Below are 19845 nucleotides of genomic sequence, written 5' to 3'. Positions count from 1 at the left end.
TCGAGCATGAGGGTACGCCCTGGGTGCCGCATCGGTGAAGGCGCTCATTGCGCCCTGGATTGCAGCGTCCCTTGTTTGTATCGTAGCGACGCCAAAAATCGACCTTTATATGCGTGGCGTAAATGTGGGTATCGCAGCGGCGCGAATTGCCACGACTATTTTGGTTGCGGATCGTAGAGGCCATGCGCAGCACGTGCTGCGCGTCCCGAAGACGGCGGTGGACGCCGGGTAACCGGGCCAGCGGCGTCCTCGTCGGGACGCGTCGGCACCGGGCGCCTGGGCGACTGGTGAGGCCGGCCGGTGAGGCGAGGGCGTCTGGTTCACACGTCGCGCGAGCGAAAAGGCTCGCGGCGGCACGACAACGGAGCGAACAAGGACGATGGAACGCACACTCGCGCAGGGCCAGGACCCGCAAAACCCACAGCAGGCCGGCAAGACCTTGCTGGTGAAAAACGCCGACATGCTTGTGACGATGGATGGCGCGCGCCGCGAGATCCGCGGCGGCGGCATTTACGTGGAAGACAACCGCATCGTCGCGGTCGGCCCGACGGCGGAGTTGCCCGCCACGGCCGACGACGTGATCGACGCCAGCGGCCACCTCGTGACGCCTGGGCTCATCAACACGCATCACCACATGTACCAGAGCCTCACGCGGGCCGTGCCGGCCGCGCAGGACGCCGAACTGTTCGGCTGGCTCACCAATCTCTACAAGGTGTGGGCGAATCTCACGCCGGAGATGATCGAGGTCTCCACGCTCACGGCGATGTCGGAACTGCTGCTCTCGGGCTGCACGACGTCCAGCGATCATCTGTACATCTATCCGAACGGCAGCCGCCTGGACGACAGCATTCGCGCCGCGCAACGCATCGGCATGCGCTTTCATGCGAGCCGCGGCAGCATGAGCGTCGGGCAGAAGGACGGCGGCCTGCCGCCCGACTCCGTGGTCGAGCGCGAAGACGCGATTCTCACGGACACGCAACGCCTCATCGAGACGTATCACGACGAGGGCCGGTACGCGATGCTGCGCGTCGTGGTGGCGCCATGCTCGCCGTTCTCGGTGAGCCGCGACTTGATGCGCGAATCGGCGGTGCTCGCGCGGCATTACGGCGTATCGATGCACACGCACCTCGCCGAGAACGTGAACGACATTGCTTACAGCCGCGAAAAGTTCGGCATGACGCCCGCCGAATACGCCGAGGACCTCGGCTGGGTGGGCCGCGACGTATGGCATGCGCATTGTGTACAGCTCGACGACCACGGCATCGGTTTGTTCGGTCGGACCGGTACGGGCGTCGCGCATTGCCCGTGCTCGAACATGCGGCTCGCCTCGGGCATCGCGCCCGTGAAGAAGATGCGGCTCGCCGGCGTGCCGGTTGGACTCGGAGTAGACGGCTCGGCGTCGAACGACGGCGCGCAGATGGTGGCCGAGGCGCGTCAGGCCATGTTGCTCGCGCGCGTGGGTTTCGGCCCGGACGCCATGACGGCGCGCGAAGCGCTCGAAATCGCGACGCTAGGCGGCGCGCAGGTGTTGGGGCGGGACGACATCGGCGCGCTCGCACCTGGCATGGCGGCCGACTTCGTGGCGTTCGACTTGCGCCAGCCGCTTTTCGCCGGTGCGCTACACGATCCGGTCGCGGCGCTCGTGTTTTGCGCGCCGTCACAGGTCGCGCTGAGCGTGATCGGCGGACGCGTGGTCGTGAAGGAGGGCGTGTTGCAGACGGTGGAGCTTGGGCCGGTCATCGAACGGCACAACCGGCTCGCCGCACAACTCGTGCAGATGGCGCGCTAAGGCGGGCAAGCGCGCAACGCACAGGGGTGTAGAAACGCTCAGGCGGCCGCGGCAACGCGCGGCCGCGTGACTCAAGGCTTGCCGATCAGCGTCTTCGTCGCTTCGGCGATGAGGCTGCGCAACCAGCGTACTTCGTCCGAGTAATGACAGCGTTCGTGCCACAACTGGTAGTACTGCATCGGCGGGAAGTCGAGGGGCGCGGGCACGACCGTAAGCGGCAGGAAGCGCGCATAGTGGTCGGCGAAGAGGCGCGTGGTCGTGAAGACCAGGTCCGACTTGACGAGCACGTAGGGCGCGAGATTGAAATACGGCAGCGTGACGACCACGTGGCGCTTGAGGCGCTCGCGCGCGAGGTGCACATCGATGGCGCCGCGCTGGCCCACGGAATAGGGCGTGGGCGCAAGATGCGGCGCGTTCAGATACTGGTCGAGCGTCAACCCGCCGCGCTTGGCGAACGGGTGCGTGTTGCTCATCAGGCAGACGATCTGGTCGACGAACAGGTTCGACAGGTGCAGTTGCTCGGGTGGCTCGGGCCAGTTGCCGATGACGATATCGAGCTTGCCTTCCTCGAGCGCGAGCTCGTAGTCGAACGCGGGCCCGAGCGAGTGGAACTCGAGCGTGGCGTTGGGCGCGGCCTGGCGAAAGCGCTCGACCACGGTCGGCACGAACAGGACGTTCAGATAATCAGGACAGCCAATCCGGTAACAGCGGATGGACGTGGCCGGATCGAAATTGTGTTGCTGGAAGCGGATGCGCTCGATCTCGCGCAGCGCGTTCTGGACGGGTTCGAGCAGGCGCAGGCCATACTCGGTCGGCACCATGCCGGACTTGCCGCGCACGAGGAGCGGGTCCCCGGTAATGTCGCGCAGACGCCGCAGCGCCGCGCTGATTGCGGGCTGGGACTGATTGAGCTTGACGGCCGCGCGTGTCACGCTGCGCTCCATCAGAAGCGTGTGCAAGACGCGCAAGAGGTACGTGTCGATCGCCTCGCGTTGCTGACTCATGAATTCTCCGAATTATATGTTCCGGCTGATCGATGGGGCTTGGGGGTATATCGTTTTTAATATGGACAAAAAGTGGCGTCAAGCGAGGCTTACCCCGAGGCTTACGCCGGATAGCCCGTGCAGCGAGGCAACAGCGAATTTTGGCGGCTCGACCTTCGCAGGGCTAACAGGTATCGTCACCCCCGCACGGCGGCGGACAGCGTGTGGGCGAGGCGGTAAGCGTCAAACGGTTTTCGGACAGCAATAACGTACAACGGCGGAACCTCCATGGGTGATTCTTCTTCACGTCAGGCAACGCTTGCGCAAGACGGCAGCGGTGTGCCGCGCCTCGCGCTTGCCGGCATCACGAAGCAGTACCCGGCGGTGCGCGCGAACGACGACGTCACGCTCTCGGTCGCGCCTGGCGAAATTCACGCTTTGCTCGGCGAAAACGGCGCGGGCAAGAGCACGCTCATGAAGATCGTCTACGGCGCGGTGCGCCCGGATGCAGGCGAGATTCGCTGGGAAGGCCATGCCGTCGAAATCGCGAGTCCGGCTGCGGCGCGCAAGCTCGGCATCGGCATGGTGTTCCAGCATTTTTCGTTGTTCGAAACGTTGACCGTTGGCGAGAACATCGCACTTTCGCTCGACGAACCGTTCGACCTGAAAGCGCTCGGCAAGCGTATTCGCGAGGTGTCAGCGCAATACGGCCTCGATGTCGATCCGCAGCGCCACGTGCATAGCCTCACGGTGGGCGAGCGTCAGCGCGTGGAGATCGTGCGCTGCCTGCTGCAGAATCCGCGTCTTCTGATCATGGACGAGCCGACTTCGGTGCTCACGCCGCAAGCGGTGCGCAAGCTGTTCGGCACGCTGCGGCGGCTGGCTTCCGAAGGCTGCAGCATTCTCTATATCAGCCACAAGCTCGACGAAATCCAGGAGCTTTGCGACACGGCCACCGTGCTGCGCGGCGGCAAGGTCACGGGCCACGTCATTCCGCGCGAAGAAACGCATGCGTCGCTCGCGCGGTTGATGGTCGGGCGCGAACTGCCCGACTACACGCGGCGCGCGCACGCACCCGGCGACGTGCTGCTCGAAGCGAAGCATCTGTCGATGCCGAGCGACGACCCGTTCGGCACGTCGCTCAATGACGTTTCGTTCAGCGTGCATGCGGGCGAGATTCTCGGCATTGCCGGCGTCTCGGGCAACGGTCAGGCGGAACTGCTCGCGGCGCTCTCGGGCGAGGCGCAAGCGACACGCCACGGCGTGAGCGCCGATGCGGTCAAGGTTTGCGGCAAGCCAGCGGGACGTCTTTCGGCCGGCGCGCGCCGAAAGCTCGGCTTCGCGTTCGTGCCCGAGGAGCGGCTTGGGCGGGGCGCGGTGCCGGCGATGTCGCTTGCCGAAAACGCCTTGCTCACGGCGCACCGCGAAGGCATGGTGCGCTCGGGTTGGCTCAAGACCGGCGCGATGCGCGCGTTCGCAGAGCGCTGCATTGGTGCGTTCGATGTGCGCTGCGGCGGCCCGGACGCGCTCGCGCAAAGCCTCTCGGGCGGCAATCTGCAGAAGTACATCGTGGGGCGCGAGATTCTCCAGGCGCCGAAGGTGCTCGTGGTCGCGCAACCTACATGGGGCGTCGACGTGGGCGCGGCGGCATTCATTCGCCAGCAGTTGCTCGACCTTTCGGCGCGCGGCGTGGCAATACTCGTGATCTCGGAAGAACTGGAAGAGCTTTTCGACATCTGCGACCGCATTGCCGTGCTCGCGGGCGGACGCCTTTCGCCCGCGCGTTTGACAGGCGAGACGAACGCCGAGGAAATTGGCCGCTGGATGGCGGGGCTCTTCGGCGAGCGCGCCGATCGTGGAGATGGCGGCGGCCGGCCGAACGGCGAGCCGCCCGCGCAGACCGTGGCGAACGCCTGATATGCGGCACAGAACGACACGCGCACGCACATAAACCACCCGAGACCGACCACCGACTCCACCACCATGATCTTCCCGTACCGACTCGAAGCCCGCACGACGCCGTCGCGCACGGTGCGCATCGCCGTGCCGCTCATTGCGGCGCTGCTCACGCTCGCGATTGGCTTCCTGATCTTCGGCCTCGTGGGCCGCGATCCCTTGCAGGCCATGCACGCGTTCTTCATCGAGCCGCTTTCGAGCGTCAACGGCTGGTCCGAACTCTTGCTCAAAGCCTCGCCGCTATGCCTGATCGCGCTCGGTCTCGCGGCGGGTTATCGCGCCAACGTGTGGAACATCGGCGCGGAAGGGCAGATGGTGCTGGGCGGCATCGCGGCGAGCGGCGTGGCGATCTACTTCGATCAATCCTCGGGCTGGTGGATCCTCTTCCTGATGATGTTCGCGGGCGTGCTGGGCGGCATGGCGTGGGCGGCGATTCCAGCGTGGCTCAAGAGCCGCTTCAACACCAACGAAATTCTCACGAGCCTCATGCTCACCTACGTCGCCACGCAACTGCTGATCTGGCTCGTGAGCGGTCCGTGGCGCGACCCGCAAGGCATGAACTTTCCGCTCTCCGAAATGTTCAGTGGCGACGCGCTTTATCCGACGTTCGGCGGCGACTGGCGTATCCACTGGCTGCGCGGCACGCGCCTGAACGCGTCGATCTTCCTCACGCTCGCGGCCATTCCGCTCGTGTGGCTCTTCATGCGCCGCAGCTTCGCGGGCTATCGCATGAGCGTGGGCGGGCTCGCGCCGCTCGCCGCGCGTTATGCGGGCTTCTCGGAGAAAAAGACGATCTGGACGTCGCTGCTGCTTTCCGGCGGCCTCGCGGGGCTCGCGGGCATGGGCGAAATTGCCGGTCCCATTGGCCAACTGCAAGCGACGTGGTCGCCGGGCTATGGCTTCACGGCGATCATCGTCGTGTTCGTGGGGCGACTGCATCCGGTCGGCATCGTGCTCGCCAGCCTCTTGATGGCGCTGCTCTATCTGGGCGGCGAAGCAGTGCAGACGTCGCTGCAATTGCCGCAGGCGCTTTCCGGCGTATTTCAGGGGCTGCTGCTTTTCTGCCTGCTCGGCGCGGACCTGTTCGTGAACTATCGCGTGCGCCGCCGTCATCCGGTCGCGGCTGCGAGCTGATCGGCGTAATCCAGAGAACAACGAAACAGGCCACACGACATGGATATCCAGCAAGCCAGCTCGCTCGCCTCGAGCGCCGTCACCGCCGCCATCCCTCTTATGTTTGCGGGCGTGGGCGAACTCGTCACCGAGAAGTCGGGCGTCCTCAACCTGGGCGTGGAAGGGATGATGCTGATGGGCGCCGTGACGGGGTACGCGGTCACGACCCTCACCGGCAGCCCATGGCTCGGCCTGATCGCGGGCATGGCCGCTGGTGTGGTGATGTCGTTGCTGTTCGGCTTTCTCGTGCTCACCATGCTCGCCAACCAGGTCGCAACGGGCCTCTCGCTCACGATCTTCGGCGTCGGGCTTTCGGCGTATGTCGGCAAACCGTACACCTCGGCCGCCACATCGGCGACCATCGCGGCCTGGCCGATTCCGGGGTTCTCGCAACTGCCGGTGGTCGGGCAGGCGTTCTTTAGCCTCACGCCCGTCGATTACCTCGCGTTCATCATGTTCGCCGTGGTCGGCTGGTTCCTCTATCGCACGCGCGCCGGACTCGTGCTGCGCTCGGTGGGCGAGTCGCCGCAAGTCGCGCATTCGGTGGGCTTTCCCGTGATTGGCGTGCGCTATGGCGCGACGGCCTTCGGTGGCGCCATGGCGGGGCTCGCAGGCAGCTATTACTCCGTGGTGCAACTGCATTTGTGGCAGGAGCAAATCACGGCAGGGCGTGGCTGGATTGCGCTTGCGCTCGTCGTCTTCGCGACGTGGCGCCCTGGGCGTCTCTTGATCGGCGCGCTGCTCTTTGGCGCGGTCACGGGCGCGCAGTTTTACGCGCAGGCCGTGGGCGTGCCGGTGCCCACGCAGTTCCTCGCCATGCTGCCGTATGTCGCGACGATCGTCGTGCTCGTGCTCATTTCGCGCAACCCGAACACGATCCGCCTGAACGCGCCGGCTTCGCTTGGCAAGCCGTTCTTTGGGGCCGCCTAGGTGGGGGCGCGCAGGTTGAGTTACTTGTCTGGATTACTAACTAAAATGCTTTGAACGCTCGCAGTTTTCACCATCACGACAGGAGATCCACGATGAAAAAAACCATCCTGACCGCTTTCGCCGTCGCCGCCACGTGCGGCACGGCGGCCCTCGCGCCCGCGGCTCACGCCGCCGACGCGCCGGGCGTCGCGTTCGTCTACCTCGGCAATCCGGGCGATGCCGGCTGGACCTTCGCGCACGATCAGGGCTCGAAGGTCGCCGAGCAGAAGTTCGGCAACAAGATCAAGATCACGCGCGTGGAAAATGTGCCGGAATCGGCGGATTCGGAGCGCGTGTTCCGTGATCTTGCGAACAAGGGCAACAAGATCATCTTCGGCACGAGCTTCGGTTATCAGGACTTCCAGCTAAAGGTAGCGAAGGATTTCCCGGACACCGTGTTCCTCCACGCAACGGGCTACAAGAAGGCGCCGAACTTCGGCACCTATGACGTGCGCATGTATCAGGGCGCGTATCTCGCGGGCGTTGCGGCAGGCTACGCGACGAAGACCAACACGCTCGGCTTCGTCGCCTCGGTGCCGATTCCCGAGGTCGTGCGCAACATCAACGCGTACACGCTCGGCGCGCGCTCGGTGAATCCGAAGGTGCATACCAAGGTTATCTGGATCAACAGCTGGTTCGATCCGGGCAAGGAAAAGCAGGCCGCTGAAACGCTGATCGGCCAGGGCGCCGACGTGTTGCTGCAAAACACCGATTCGAGCGCCACGCTCGCCACCGCCGAAGAGAAAAAGGTCCACGCGTTCGGCTGGGACTCGAACATGAAGAAGTTCGGCCCGCACGCGCACCTGGGTTCGGTCGAGGCGAACTGGGGCGTGTACTACGTCGCCGCCATCCAGCAGGTGCTCGATGGCAAGTGGAAGAACGACCCGGTGTGGTGGGGCATTCCGCAAAAGGCCGTCGATCTCGGCGACGTCAACACGTCCGAGCTTTCGGCCGATGCGCAAAAGGCCGTCGCCGCGAAGCGCGATCAGATCGCGAGCGGCAAGTGGGACGTCTTCACGGGCCCGATCAAGGATCAGACGGGCGCAGTCAAGATTGCCGCAGGCAAAACGCTGACCGACCCGGAACTGCAACGCCTGAACTGGTACGTCGAGGGCGTGGACGGCTCGCTGCCGAAGTAAGCATGCGTCGGGCGCTCCGGCCGCCTGATACGGTGCGAGCACGAGTACATTCTTCGTACGATTTTGACGTGCGTACGCGAAACGGCTGCGTGTAGCCTGCGAGGCTCGCGCAGCCGTTTTGCCTTGATGGTCATCCGCAAAGACGATGCGCCGACGCGGCGCGAAGCCGCGCCGTGTCAGTCGTCGATGCGGATGCCTACCTTGATCGTGACCTGCCAGTGCGAGACCTGATCGTTCTCGATCAGTCCGCGCGTTTCCACGACCTCGAACCAGTGCAGATAACGCAGTGTCTTCGACGCTCGCGCAATCGCGCAGCGGATGGCCTCGTCGCTCGATACCTTCGACGAGCCGGTAAGTTCGATCTGCTTGTAGACGTGGTCGTTCATGGCAGTGTCTCCTCGGGAGCGCGCGCGGCGTGGGCGCGTCAATCGAGTATAGGTAACGGACCGGAACGCCAGCGCAAACATGAACGAGTCGAGCGCCGGTTATGATGGCGCCTCGCGTGAAACCGGGCATCGAGCGGGCCCGGCAGAACGGGCGCGCCACGCTGGCAACAGAGGAAGCAGGAGACGAAAAACATGGATGAGCAGGTATTGGGTTTTTGCGGACCGGGGCTGATGGGCGCGCCGATGATCCGTCATTTGCTGCGCGCCGGGCACGCCGTGCGGGTGTGGAACCGTACGCCGGCGAAGGCCGAGGCATTGATCGCCGACGGTGCGCAAGTGGCCGCGACACCCAACGGGCTGGCGCGCGAGACCGATGTGGTGTTGCTGTGTGTCGCCGATGCGGCGGCGGTCGAGCAGGTGGTGTTCGGCGAACACGGACTTCTGGCCGGTGCGCCCGGCGAGAGCGTGCGCGTGCGCCGCATCGTCGATCACTCGAGCATCCCTCCTGACGCGACGCGCAGGCTCGCAGAGCGTGCGGCGGCGTTCGGCGTGGGTTGGGTCGACGCACCGGTCTCGGGCGGCGTGGCGGGCGCGCAGAGCGGCTCGCTGGCGATCATGGCGGGCGGTGCAGCGACCGACTTCGCGGCTGTTACGCCGATCCTTGCTGCCTACGCGGCGCGCGTGACCCATATGGGCGGCGTTGGCGCGGGCCAGACCACCAAGCTGTGCAACCAGGCGATCGTCACAGCCACGGTCGCCGCGATTGCCGAAGCGGTGAGCCTCGCGCGGCGCAGCGGCATCGATGCGGCCAAGCTGCCCGAGGCGCTCGCGGGTGGCTGGGCCGATTCGACGTTGCTGCGCACGTTCGTGCCGCGCATGACGCAAGACGGGCTCGAACCCATCGGCGCGCTCAAAACGTTCCAGAAAGACGTGGACACGATCGCCGCTGCGGCCGCGCAGACCGGCACGCCCATGCCCGTTTCGGGCACGGTCCAGCAATTGCTGCGTCTGGGGGCAGCCATGGGCCTTGCGCAGGCCGATTTTTCGGGCTTCATCGACGTGCTGCAGACGCCGCGCACCGGCGAAGCCTGAACGGATTGGCACGCACAGGCGATGCGGCCCCGTTGTAACCGGCGCGCACGGCGGGCTTCACATTCCTCACTTTTGGCCGTGCCCTGCTGAGCGCAGCAGGGCAGTCCACGCGGCTGGAACTCGCGCGCGAAGTGGCATAACCTGCTAAAATTACAGGTTTTTCGTCGATCTACTTACCGGGACGCGCTGTGCTCTCTACCGCCAACATCACCATGCAATTCGGGCCGAAGCCCTTGTTCGAGAACATCTCGGTCAAATTCGGCGAAGGCAACCGCTATGGCCTGATCGGCGCGAACGGTTGCGGCAAATCCACGTTCATGAAGATCCTCGGCGGCGACCTCGAGCAGAGCTCGGGCAACGTCATCCTCGAGCCGAACGTGCGTCTGGGCAAGCTGCGCCAGGACCAGTTCGCGTACGAAGACGTGCGCGTGCTCGACGTCGTCATGATGGGCCACACGGAAATGTGGGCCGCGATGAGCGAGCGCGACGCAATCTACGCGAACCCCGAAGCCACCGACGACGACTACATGCACGCCGCCGAACTCGAAGCGAAGTTCGCCGAGTACGACGGCTACACGGCCGAAGCGCGTGCGGGCGAACTGCTGCTCGGCATCGGCATCGCCACCGAATTCCATAGCGGCCCGATGAGCGGCGTGGCGCCGGGCTGGAAGCTGCGCGTGCTGCTCGCGCAGGCGCTGTTCTCGAAACCGGACGTGCTCCTGCTCGACGAACCGACCAACAACCTCGACATCAACTCGATCCGCTGGCTGGAAGATGTTCTGAACGAGTACAACTCGACCATGATCATCATTTCCCACGATCGACATTTCCTGAACCAGGTCTGCACGCACATGGCGGACATGGATTTCGGCACGTTGAAGGTGTATCCGGGCAACTACGACGACTACATGCTCGCTTCGGCGCAGGCGCGCGAGCGCCAGGCCAACGCCAACGCCAAGGCGAAGGAGCGCGTGGCCGACCTGCAGGACTTCGTGCGCCGCTTCTCGGCGAACAAGTCGAAGGCGCGTCAGGCCACCAGCCGTCTGAAGATGATCGACAAGATCAAGATCGAGGAATTCAAGCCGTCTTCGCGCCAGAACCCGTTCATCCGTTTTGAGTTCGAAAAGAAGCTGCACAACATCGTCGTGGTCGCGGAAGAGATCACGAAGACATACGAGCGCCGCATTTTCAACAAGCTCAGCATCAGCGTGCAGCCGGGCGAGCGCATCGCGATCATCGGCGAGAACGGCGCGGGCAAGACCACGCTGCTGCGCTCGCTGCTGGGCAACCTGGCCGTCGATAACGGCTCGGTGAAATGGGCGGAGAACGCGAACGTGGGCTACATGCCGCAGGACACGTACGAAGAGTTCCCGGCCGACGTCACGTTGATGGACTGGATCGACCAATACCGCCAGGAAGGCGACGACGAGCAGTCGGTGCGCGGCACGCTCGGCCGCCTGCTGTTCAACGCCGACGACATCAGGAAGTCGGTGAAGGTGCTGTCGGGCGGCGAGAAGGGCCGCATGATCTGGGGCAAGCTGATGCTCGGCCGCCACAACGTGCTGCTCATGGACGAGCCCACGAACCACATGGACATGGAGTCGATCGAGTCGCTGCAGATCGCGCTCGAAAAGTTCGAAGGCACGCTTATTTTCGTCTCGCACGACCGCGAGTTCGTGAATGGCCTCGCCAACCGCATCATCGAGGTGAAGACGGACGGTGTGGTTAAGGATTACAGCGGCAACTACGAAGACTTCCTCGCGAGCCAGGGGCTGCATTGAGGTTCGGTCGCTGATCGAGGCGTGAAATGAAAACGGGCGGCGCGTGAGCGTCGCCCGTTTTGTTTTTATGGCGTCGTATCGCGCTGGCCTCACGCCCGCTTTACGTATGCGTCAACCACGCTAGAATGCACTGTCGCCGCGGCGAGCGCCGCGATGAAAAACGCAAACGAACACGGAGACAGGAGCACCGTCCATGAACAACTACGCGCAGTTCTACATCAACGGCCAATGGGTTGCCCCGCAAGGTAAGGGCGCGATCGACGTGATCGACTCGGGCACCGAAGCGGTGATGGGCCGCATCCCCGAGGGAAGCGAAGCGGACGCCGAGGCCGCCGTCGCCGCCGCGCGCGCCGCATTCGAAGGCTGGGCCGCCACGCCTGCCGCCGAGCGCGGGGCGTATCTGCAGAAAATCGCGGACAACCTCAAAGCCCGCACTGACGAACTCGCGCAACTGATCGCAGGCGAAGTGGGCATGCCGCTCAAGCTCGCGCGTGCCATCCAGGTGGGTGGGCCCGTCTACAACTGGGGCGCTTACGCGCAACTCGCAAGCGAGTTCCAGTACGAAGAACGTGTGGGCAACTCGCTCGTCGTGCGCGAACCGGTGGGCGTCGTCGCGGCCATCACGCCGTGGAACTATCCGCTCAACCAGATCACGCTCAAGGTCGCCGCAGCGCTCGCCGCTGGCTGCACCGTCGTGCTCAAGCCTTCCGAGGTCGCGCCGCTCAATGCATTCGTGCTCGCCGAGGCCATCCACGAAGCCGGCTTGCCCGCGGGCGTGTTCAACCTCGTGACGGGCTACGGTCCGGTGGTCGGCGAGGTGCTCGCGCGCCATCCGGGCGTCGACATGGTGTCGTTCACCGGCTCGACGCGCGCGGGCAAGCGCGTGTCGGAAGTCGCATCGGCCACGGTCAAGCGCGTGGCGTTGGAGCTGGGCGGCAAGTCGGCCTCCGTGGTGCTCGACGACGCCGACTTCGCGGCCGCCGTGAAGGGCACGGTGGGCGCGTGCTTCCTGAATTCGGGGCAGACCTGCTCGGCACACACGCGCATGATCGTGCCGGAGTCGCGCTACGAAGAAGCGCGAGACCTCGCGAAACAGGCCGCCGAGGCGTTCAAGGTGGGCGATCCGCGCGACGAAAAGGCGAAGCTCGGTCCGCTCGCCTCGAAGGTGCAGCAGGAGCGCGTGCTGCACTATATCGAGCGCGGCATGGCCGACGGCGCGGAACTCGTGACGGGCGGCCCCGGCATGCCGGAAGGCGTGACGCAGGGCTTCTTCGTGAAGCCGACCGTGTTCGGGCGCGTGCCGCGCGACGCGGCGATCGCGCAGGAAGAGATCTTCGGGCCGGTGCTCACGATCCTCACGGCGAAGGACGAAGACGACGCCGTGGCGATCGCCAACGACTCGCTCTATGGCCTTGGCGGCGCAGTCTGGGCCGGCAGCGACGAGCGCGCGATGCGCGTGGCGCGCCGCATCCGTACGGGCCAGATCGACATCAACGGCGGCGCCTGGAACATGGCCGCGCCCTTTGGCGGCTTCAAGCAGTCCGGACACGGCCGCGAAAACGGCGCGTACGGCCTCGAGGAGTACCTCGAATACAAGTCGATGCAGTTCAAGGTGCCGAAGGGCTGATGAGGCATCTCGTCGCGCGCTATCGCAAATCTTTTAATGCGACGTGTTGATGTAAGTCATAAACGCGGATTTCCTCTTGGATGTCCGCGTTTTTGTTTGAGGTATGTCAATGTTATATGTGGGGTACGCGCGACCATAGGCGCTTTGTCATCGACAGAGCACAACATGTTTCCTGGACACTCCTTCGCTCCGCTCCAGATTCGCGGTCGTCAACTCCTGCCCGTCGTGCAGGGCGGCATGGGTGTCGGCATCTCGGCACACCGGCTTGCTGGCAGTGTCGCGCGTGAAGGCGCGCTCGGCACGATCGCGAGCATCGACCTGCGCCATCATCACAGCGATCTCATGGACATGTGCCGCGCAGACCCGCGGCACGAAACGCTCGCTCGCGCGAACCTCATCGCACTTGGCCGTGAAATTGCGGCGGCACGCAAGCTCGCAGGCGGCAACGGCATGATCGCCGTGAACGTCATGAAGGCGGTGAACGCCCATGCCGACTACGTGCGCGCCGCCTGTGAGCACGGCGCGGACGCCATCGTCGTGGGTGCTGGCCTGCCGCTCGATCTGCCCGACCTCACGGCGGGCGTGGATATCGCGCTCGTACCGATCCTGTCCGACGCACGCGGCGTCGCGCTCGTGCTCAAGAAGTGGATGAAGAAGGGCCGTCTGCCCGACGCCATCGTGATCGAGCATCCTGCTTACGCGGGCGGCCACCTGGGCGTGACCGACATCGCCGACATGGGCCACGAGCGCTTCGCATTCACGCAGATTTTCGCGGAACTCGAAGGCGTCTATGCCACGCTCGGCATTACGCGGCACGATGTGCCGCTCGTCGTGGCCGGCGGCGTCAACAGCCACGAGGCCGTGCGCAAATGGCTCGAAGCGGGCGCAAACGGCGTGCAGGTCGGCACGCCGTTCGCGGTGACCGAGGAGGGCGACGCGCACCCCGACTTCAAGCGCGTGCTCGCGGACGCGAAGCCTGAAGACATCGTCGAGTTCGTGAGCGTGACGGGGTTGCCCGCACGCGCGGTGAAAACACCGTGGCTCGAACGTTATCTGCGCAACGAGGCGCGCATCCGCACCAAGATCGGCTCGCTCAAGCTTGCTTGCCCCACCGGGCTCGAATGCCTTTCGGCCTGCGGGCTGCGCGATGGCATCGAGAAGTTCGGCCACTTTTGCATCGACACGCGCCTCGCAGCGGCGTTGCGTGGCGACGTCGCGAATGGCTTGTTCTTCCGTGGCCGTGAAGCGTTGCCGTTCGGCAGCGCGATCCGCAGTGTCCGCGACTTGCTGGAGCTGCTGCTGACCGGTGTTGCGCGACCTGCTGTCGCACAGCGGGCGGCCTTTGCACTCGCTTGAGAAGTATCAAAACTGCGTCGGACCCCGTCTCTGACAATTTATCAGCCTATGACAGGCTCTACAGACACGGGGATTTACGATGCAACAAGCAATTAGAAAGATTGCAGCAACCTCTGCGCTCATGATGGGCGCAGCCTTCTTTGCAGCGCCGGCCAGCGCAGCCGGCTCGCCCGACTCGGGCATCTACGCGGGAGACTGGCTGGTGCGCCTGCGCGCGATCGAGATCGCACCGGACGCGCGCGGGAACGGTACGCTCGGTGCAATTGGCGCTGACGTGAACAACGCCATCGTGCCCGAGGTCGACTTCACCTACATGGCGACCAACAACATCGGCGTGGAGCTGATTCTCGGCACGTCGCGCAACCAGGTCACATCGAACATCGGTGCACTCGGCGGCGTCGGCGTGCTGCCGCCTACGCTGCTGCTGCAGTATCACTTCAACAACGCGGGTAAGGTGCGGCCGTACGTGGGGGCGGGCATCAACTACACGCTGTTCTACAACAACGGTCTGCACGCAGGCGGCCAGTCGGTTTCGATCGACAACCACAGCTGGGGCCCGGCGCTGCAGTTCGGCATCGACTTCCAGGTGACGAAGAAGATTTTCGTGAACGCGGATATCAAGAAGATCTGGATGCACACCGACGCGTCAATGGGCGGCACGTCGCTCGGCACGCTGCATATCGATCCGCTCGTGGTGGGTCTGGGCGTCGGCATGAAGTTCTGATCGATCGGCCCCTCCGCTGCTTTTCGAACGCCGGCATGCCCGGCGTTTTTTACGTCAGGCGCGGTCTTTCTGGAAGCGCATGGCGGTTCCTTCGCGCTCGATGCGCTCCCACACGGCGCGCTTTTCCTCGTCGCTCAGGAAGACCCAGTTGGAGACTTCCACGGCGGTGCGCCCGCAGCCTTTGCAGACGTCGTCGAAAAGGGTCGAGCACACGCCGATGCACGGGCTGTCGGGGAGGTCGTGGAGATTGGAAGCCATTGAAGAGCCTTGGGGCGTGGCCGGGCGTCGCGCGCGCCGGCGTTGGTACGAAACGCCGCTATGTTAACCGATACCGGACGAGGCGGCCGTCCGCGCCCTTGGACACGCCGCGGCGGCGCGTGATGCGCGATGCATCGGCCAGGCGACTGCAAGCCGATAGCAAGGTGGCGCGCGGCGCCGGGCGCGGGCCGTCGCGCGCATGCGCCACCGAAGCGGTTTTTTGTGGACACGGCCCGTGAAACGGCTAAAATTGCGCGCGATTTACCGTCCGCGCGCGGCTCGCCGTACTCCCATGGCCCATGTTCCGTTTGCGCGACACGCCCGCGTTTTATTTCTTGCCGGGCGGGTTTGATGGTAGGTTTTGGGGAAAGTCAGGGGAGCCGTGCACAAGTGACACGAAGCGCGGCACGAAGCGAGGCAGGCAACCGGCCGGAGCCGGTCAGGATCGGAGAACGGGATGAAGAAAGGGGTTGTGGCGCAACTGGCCGCGCTCGCGCTGTGCGCGGCGCCGTGGATGACGTCGGTGGCGAAGGACACGCAGCTGAACGTGTACAACTGGTCCGATTACATCGCCAAGGACACGATTCCGAACTTCACGAAGCAGACCGGCATTCAGGTCAAGTACGACAACTACGACAGCGACGACACGCTCCAGGCCAAGCTGCTCGCGGGCAACTCGGGCTATGACATCGTCGTGCCGACCAGCAACTATGCGGGCAAGCAGATCGCCGCCGGCATTTTCGCGCCGCTCGACAAGTCGAAGATCCCCAACCTCAAGTATCTCGACCCGCAACTGATGGCGCTCGTCGCCGGCGCGGATCCGGGCAACAAATACGCGGTGCCCTGGGCGTACGGTACGACCGGTCTCGCCTATAACGTCACGAAGGCACAGCAGATCCTCGGCAAGAACGTGCCGCTCGACAACTGGGACATCCTCTTCAAGCCCGAGAACATCTCGAAGCTGAAGGCCTGCGGCGTGTCCGTGCTCGACGCGCCGGACCAGATGTTCGCGGCCGCGCTGCACTACATCGGCCGTGACCCGCTTTCGACGAATCCGGACGACTATCGCGCCGCGTTGGCGATGATGAAGAAGATCCGTCCGTACATCACGCAGTTCAACTCGTCGGGCTATATCAACGATCTCGTGGGCGGCGACATCTGCTTCGCGTACGGCTGGTCGGGCGACGTCGTGATCGCCAAGCACCGCGCCATCGACGCGAAGAAGCCCTACAAGATCGAGTACTACATCCCGAAGGGCGGCGCGCCGATCTGGTTTGACGTGATGACCATCCCGAAGGATGCGCAGCACAAGGAAGCCGCGCAAGAGTGGATCAACTACATCGAGACGCCGCAGGTCCATGCGGCGATCACGAACGCGGTCTACTACCCGAGCGCGAACGCGGAAGCGCGCAAGTACGTGGACAAGGACATCGCCAACGACCCGGCCGTCTACCCGCCGCCCGAAGTCCTGAAGACGCTGTTCCTGCTCAAGCCGCTTCCGCCTGAGATCCAGCGCCTGCAGACGCGTCTGTGGACCGAGTTCAAGTCGGGCCGCTGACGCGGTCGATTTCCGGTCGATTCGCGGTTGAAATTCGATTCCGTTTTACCCCGAGCCCTCGGCACGATGCCGGGGGCTTTGTTCGTCAACCCCGTCCAGCATTCACGCAGAAACAGGCAGGGCAGAGAGAATCATGAGTGACCAGTCGAGCGCGCCGGCAACCGCCGGTTCGCTGCCTTCGGGCTTCACCGCGGCAGATTCGGCCGCGGACAACTTCGTGCAGATCGTCGATGTCGTCAAGAAGTTCGGCGAGACGACGGCAGTCAAGGGCGTCAACCTTTCGGTGAAGAAGGGCGAGTTGTTTGCGCTGCTTGGCAGCTCGGGCTGCGGCAAGTCCACCTTGCTGCGCATGCTCGCGGGCCTCGAAACCGTGACGTCGGGCAAGATCCTGATCGACGGCGAGGACCTGGCCTCCATGCCGCCGTACCGCCGGCCGGTCAACATGATGTTCCAGTCGTACGCGCTCTTTCCGCACATGACGGTGGAGGCGAACGTGGGCTTCGGGCTGCGCCAGGAGGGCGTGAAGAAAGGCGAGCTCAAGGACCGCGTGGCGAACGCGCTCGAACTCGTGCAGATGACGCGCTTCGCCAGGCGCAAGCCGCACCAGCTTTCGGGCGGCCAGCAGCAGCGCGTGGCGCTCGCGCGCTCGCTCGTGAAACGCCCCAAGCTGCTCCTGCTCGACGAGCCGATGTCGGCCCTCGATAAGCAGATTCGCCAGCGCACGCAAATCGAACTCGTCAATATTCTCGACAAGGTCGGCGTCACCTGCATCATGGTCACGCACGACCAGGAAGAGGCGATGACGATGGCGGGGCGCCTGGCCGTGATGAGCGAAGGCGAGATCGTCCAGCTCGGCACGCCGAACCAGGTCTATGAATTCCCGAACAGCCGCTTCTCGGCGGAGTTCATCGGCTCGACCAATCTCTTCGACGGCAATGTGGTCGAGGACGAGCCCGATCACGTGTTCGTCGAGTGCCCGGAGCTGCCGGTGCGCCTCTACGTGAACCACGGCATCACCGGGCCGCTCGGCATGCCCGTGACGATCTCGGTGCGCCCCGAGCGCATCGCGCTCACGCGCAAACCGCCCGAGGGCGTGTTCAACTGGGGCAAGGGCGTAGTCAAGAACATCGCCTACATGGGCGGCTACTCGCTCTATCACGTCAAGCTCGACTCGGGCAAGACGGTGATCGCGAACATGTCGAGCCTCGCGCTCTCCGAGATCGACTCGCCCACGTGGGAAGACGAAGTCTACGTGCGCTGGAGCGCTTCGGCCGGTGTGGTGCTGACGTCATGAGTACGACGACCTTCCGCAACATCCTGAACTGGCCGGCGAAGCGCTTTCACCTGACGGGCCGCACGGCGGTCGTGGCAGGCCCGTTCATCTGGCTGCTGCTGTTCTTCCTCGTGCCGTTCATCCTGGTGGTGAAGATCAGCTTCGCCGACCAGCAGTTGGGCATTCCGCCGTACACGGAGCTGACGTCGTTCGCGGATGGCGTCTGGCACATCGCGCTGGATTTCTCGCACTACGCGTTCCTGTTTCAGGACAGCCTGTACTTCGCGACCTACGTGAATTCGGTGGTCGTGGCGGCGATTTCGACGCTGCTGTGCCTCATCATCGGCTATCCGATGGCGTATTACATCGCGCGCTCGAATCCGGCCTCGCGCAACATCCGCATGATGGCCGTGATGCTGCCGTTCTGGACGTCGTTCCTGATCCGCGTGTACGCGTGGATCGGCATCCTCAAGAACAACGGACTGCTGAACAATTTCCTGATTTCGACCGGCATCATTCATTCGCCCATCGAGCTTTATCACACGAACACGGCCGTCTATATCGGCATGGTGTATTCGTATCTGCCGTTTCTCGTGATGCCGCTCTACGCGCACCTCGTGAAGATGGACCTCACGCTGCTCGAGGCCGCGTACGACCTCGGCGCGAAGCCGTGGCGCGCGTTCGTCGAAATCACGCTGCCGCTCTCGAAGAACGGCGTCATCGCGGGCTGCCTGCTGGTGTTCATTCCGGCGGTGGGCGAGTACGTGATTCCTGAGCTGCTTGGCGGCGCGAACACGCTGATGATCGGCCGCGTCATGTGGAACGAGTTCTTCGACAATGCCGACTGGCCGATGGCCTCTGCCGTCACCTGCGCGATGGTGCTCCTGCTGCTCGTGCCGATGGCGCTGTTCCAGCACTACCAGGCGAAAGAACTGGAGGGCCGCGGCAAATGAAACCGAATCGCGTTCTGCAGTTCATCGCGCTAGGCCTCGGCTTCGCGTTTCTCTACATCCCGATCCTGAGCCTGATTGTCTACTCGTTCAACGAGTCGCAACTCGTGACGGTATGGACGCGCTTTTCCACGCGCTGGTATCAGGCGCTCATCGCCGACGACGAGTTGATCACCGCTGCGTGGCTCTCGCTGCGCATCGGGCTGATGACGGCGTTCGCCTCGGTGATCATCGGCACGTGGGCGGGCTTCGTGCTCGCACGCATGGGGCGCTTTCGCGGCTTCACGCTCTTCTCGGGGATGATCAACGCGCCGCTCGTGATTCCGGAAGTGATCCAGGGCATTTCGCTGCTGTTGCTCTTCGTGGAAATGGGCAAGCTGATTGGCTGGCCCGCTGGGCGCGGCGTGTTCACGATCTGGATCGGCCACGTCATGCTGTGTATTTCGTACGTCGCCATCATCGTGCAGTCGCGCGTGCGCGAATTGAACCCGTCGCTCGAGGAGGCTGCGCTGGACCTGGGCGCGACACCGTTCAAGGTGTTCTTCCAGATCACGCTGCCGCTCATCTCGCAAGCGCTAGCGGCCGGCTGGCTGCTCTCGTTCACGCTTTCGATCGACGATCTGGTCCTCTCGGCATTCCTTTCGGGCCCGGGCTCGACCACGCTGCCGCTCGTGGTGTTCTCGCGTGTGCGCCTCGGCCTGAACCCGGAGATGAACGCGCTCGCTACGCTGTTCATCGCGGTCGTGACGGTGGGTGTGATCGCCGGCAACTATTTCATGCAGCGCGCGGAGCGCAAGCGTATGGCGATGGCGGTTTGATCGCCAACGCGCT

The 19845-nt window shown here is 64.3% G+C and carries 17 protein-coding genes; 14 read left to right on the top strand and 3 right to left on the bottom strand.

Features of this window, described 5'->3' with window-relative positions; all coding sequences use genetic code 11:
• Positions 1–379: 379 nt before the first annotated feature.
• Positions 380–1789: an 8-oxoguanine deaminase gene (locus JMY28_RS17130; protein ID WP_201697117.1), complete on the top strand. Its 1410-nt coding sequence runs from the start codon at positions 380–382 to the stop codon at positions 1787–1789.
• A 71-nt stretch (positions 1790–1860) separates the two neighbouring features.
• On the opposite strand, the gene JMY28_RS17125 is transcribed toward JMY28_RS17130, so the two are convergent.
• Entirely contained in the window at positions 1861–2793 is a 933-nt protein-coding gene (locus JMY28_RS17125) for a LysR substrate-binding domain-containing protein (protein ID WP_201697116.1), read from the bottom strand.
• A gap of 267 nt (positions 2794–3060) precedes the next feature.
• Between JMY28_RS17125 and JMY28_RS17120 the strand changes: the two genes are divergently transcribed.
• The 4 genes from JMY28_RS17120 to JMY28_RS17105 all read left to right on the top strand — a co-directional run bounded on the left by JMY28_RS17120 (position 3061) and on the right by JMY28_RS17105 (position 8009).
• On the top strand, positions 3061–4689 hold the full coding sequence (locus JMY28_RS17120) for an ABC transporter ATP-binding protein (protein WP_201697115.1): 1629 nt from the start codon (positions 3061–3063) through the stop codon (positions 4687–4689).
• Positions 4690–4755: 66 nt separating this feature from the next.
• On the top strand, positions 4756–5862 hold the full coding sequence (locus tag JMY28_RS17115; protein ID WP_201697114.1) for an ABC transporter permease: 1107 nt from the start codon (positions 4756–4758) through the stop codon (positions 5860–5862).
• Positions 5863–5901: 39 nt separating this feature from the next.
• The gene (locus tag JMY28_RS17110; protein WP_201697113.1) at positions 5902–6831 is read left to right on the top strand and encodes an ABC transporter permease; all 930 of its coding nucleotides are present in this window, start codon (positions 5902–5904) and stop codon (positions 6829–6831) included.
• Between the two features lie 92 nt (positions 6832–6923).
• Positions 6924–8009 carry a BMP family ABC transporter substrate-binding protein gene (locus JMY28_RS17105; RefSeq protein ID WP_201697112.1) on the top strand — a complete coding sequence of 362 codons (1086 nt, stop codon included), beginning with the start codon at positions 6924–6926 and terminating at the stop codon, positions 8007–8009.
• A gap of 176 nt (positions 8010–8185) precedes the next feature.
• Here JMY28_RS17105 and JMY28_RS17100 read toward each other — a convergent pair whose 3' ends face one another.
• A complete protein-coding gene (locus JMY28_RS17100; protein ID WP_201697111.1) occupies positions 8186–8395 on the bottom strand; it encodes a dodecin in 210 nt (69 codons plus the stop codon).
• A gap of 192 nt (positions 8396–8587) precedes the next feature.
• On the opposite strand from JMY28_RS17100, the gene JMY28_RS17095 reads away from it, so the two are divergent.
• The 5 genes from JMY28_RS17095 (at position 8588) to JMY28_RS17075 (ending at position 14975) form a co-directional block, all read left to right on the top strand.
• Positions 8588–9487 carry an NAD(P)-dependent oxidoreductase gene (locus tag JMY28_RS17095; RefSeq protein WP_201697110.1) on the top strand — a complete coding sequence of 300 codons (900 nt, stop codon included), beginning with the start codon at positions 8588–8590 and terminating at the stop codon, positions 9485–9487.
• Between the two features lie 188 nt (positions 9488–9675).
• Positions 9676–11268: an ABC-F family ATPase gene (locus JMY28_RS17090; RefSeq protein WP_201697109.1), complete on the top strand. Its 1593-nt coding sequence runs from the start codon at positions 9676–9678 to the stop codon at positions 11266–11268.
• 193 nt (positions 11269–11461) lie between these two features.
• Positions 11462–12895 carry an aldehyde dehydrogenase family protein gene (locus JMY28_RS17085; RefSeq protein WP_201697108.1) on the top strand — a complete coding sequence of 478 codons (1434 nt, stop codon included), beginning with the start codon at positions 11462–11464 and terminating at the stop codon, positions 12893–12895.
• Positions 12896–13060: 165 nt separating this feature from the next.
• Positions 13061–14251, top strand: coding sequence for an NAD(P)H-dependent flavin oxidoreductase (locus tag JMY28_RS17080; RefSeq protein ID WP_201697107.1), 1191 nt, complete (start codon positions 13061–13063; stop codon positions 14249–14251).
• Positions 14252–14330: 79 nt separating this feature from the next.
• On the top strand, positions 14331–14975 hold the full coding sequence (locus tag JMY28_RS17075; RefSeq protein WP_201697106.1) for an OmpW/AlkL family protein: 645 nt from the start codon (positions 14331–14333) through the stop codon (positions 14973–14975).
• A gap of 54 nt (positions 14976–15029) precedes the next feature.
• On the opposite strand, the gene JMY28_RS17070 is transcribed toward JMY28_RS17075, so the two are convergent.
• On the bottom strand, positions 15030–15233 hold the full coding sequence (locus tag JMY28_RS17070) for a DUF1289 domain-containing protein (RefSeq protein WP_028204006.1): 204 nt from the start codon (positions 15231–15233) through the stop codon (positions 15030–15032).
• Between the two features lie 457 nt (positions 15234–15690).
• Between JMY28_RS17070 and JMY28_RS17065 the strand changes: the two genes are divergently transcribed.
• The 4 genes from JMY28_RS17065 (at position 15691) to JMY28_RS17050 (ending at position 19832) form a co-directional block, all read left to right on the top strand.
• Positions 15691–16791, top strand: a complete 1101-nt coding sequence (locus JMY28_RS17065) for a polyamine ABC transporter substrate-binding protein (RefSeq protein ID WP_201697105.1) — start codon at positions 15691–15693, stop codon at positions 16789–16791.
• Positions 16792–16924: 133 nt separating this feature from the next.
• Positions 16925–18085 (top strand): ABC transporter ATP-binding protein, encoded by a 1161-nt coding sequence (locus JMY28_RS17060; RefSeq protein ID WP_201697104.1) that lies wholly within the window; start codon positions 16925–16927, stop codon positions 18083–18085.
• Entirely contained in the window at positions 18082–19017 is a 936-nt protein-coding gene (locus JMY28_RS17055) for an ABC transporter permease subunit (protein ID WP_201697103.1), read from the top strand. Before JMY28_RS17060 ends, JMY28_RS17055 begins: the two co-directional genes overlap by 4 nt.
• On the top strand, positions 19014–19832 hold the full coding sequence (locus JMY28_RS17050) for an ABC transporter permease subunit (protein ID WP_201697102.1): 819 nt from the start codon (positions 19014–19016) through the stop codon (positions 19830–19832). Before JMY28_RS17055 ends, JMY28_RS17050 begins: the two co-directional genes overlap by 4 nt.
• Positions 19833–19845: the final 13 nt, after the last annotated feature.

Source organism: Paraburkholderia hiiakae, from assembly GCF_904848665.1.
Lineage (GTDB): Bacteria > Pseudomonadota > Gammaproteobacteria > Burkholderiales > Burkholderiaceae > Paraburkholderia > Paraburkholderia hiiakae.
This window is presented reverse-complemented; position numbering and strand designations above follow the sequence as displayed.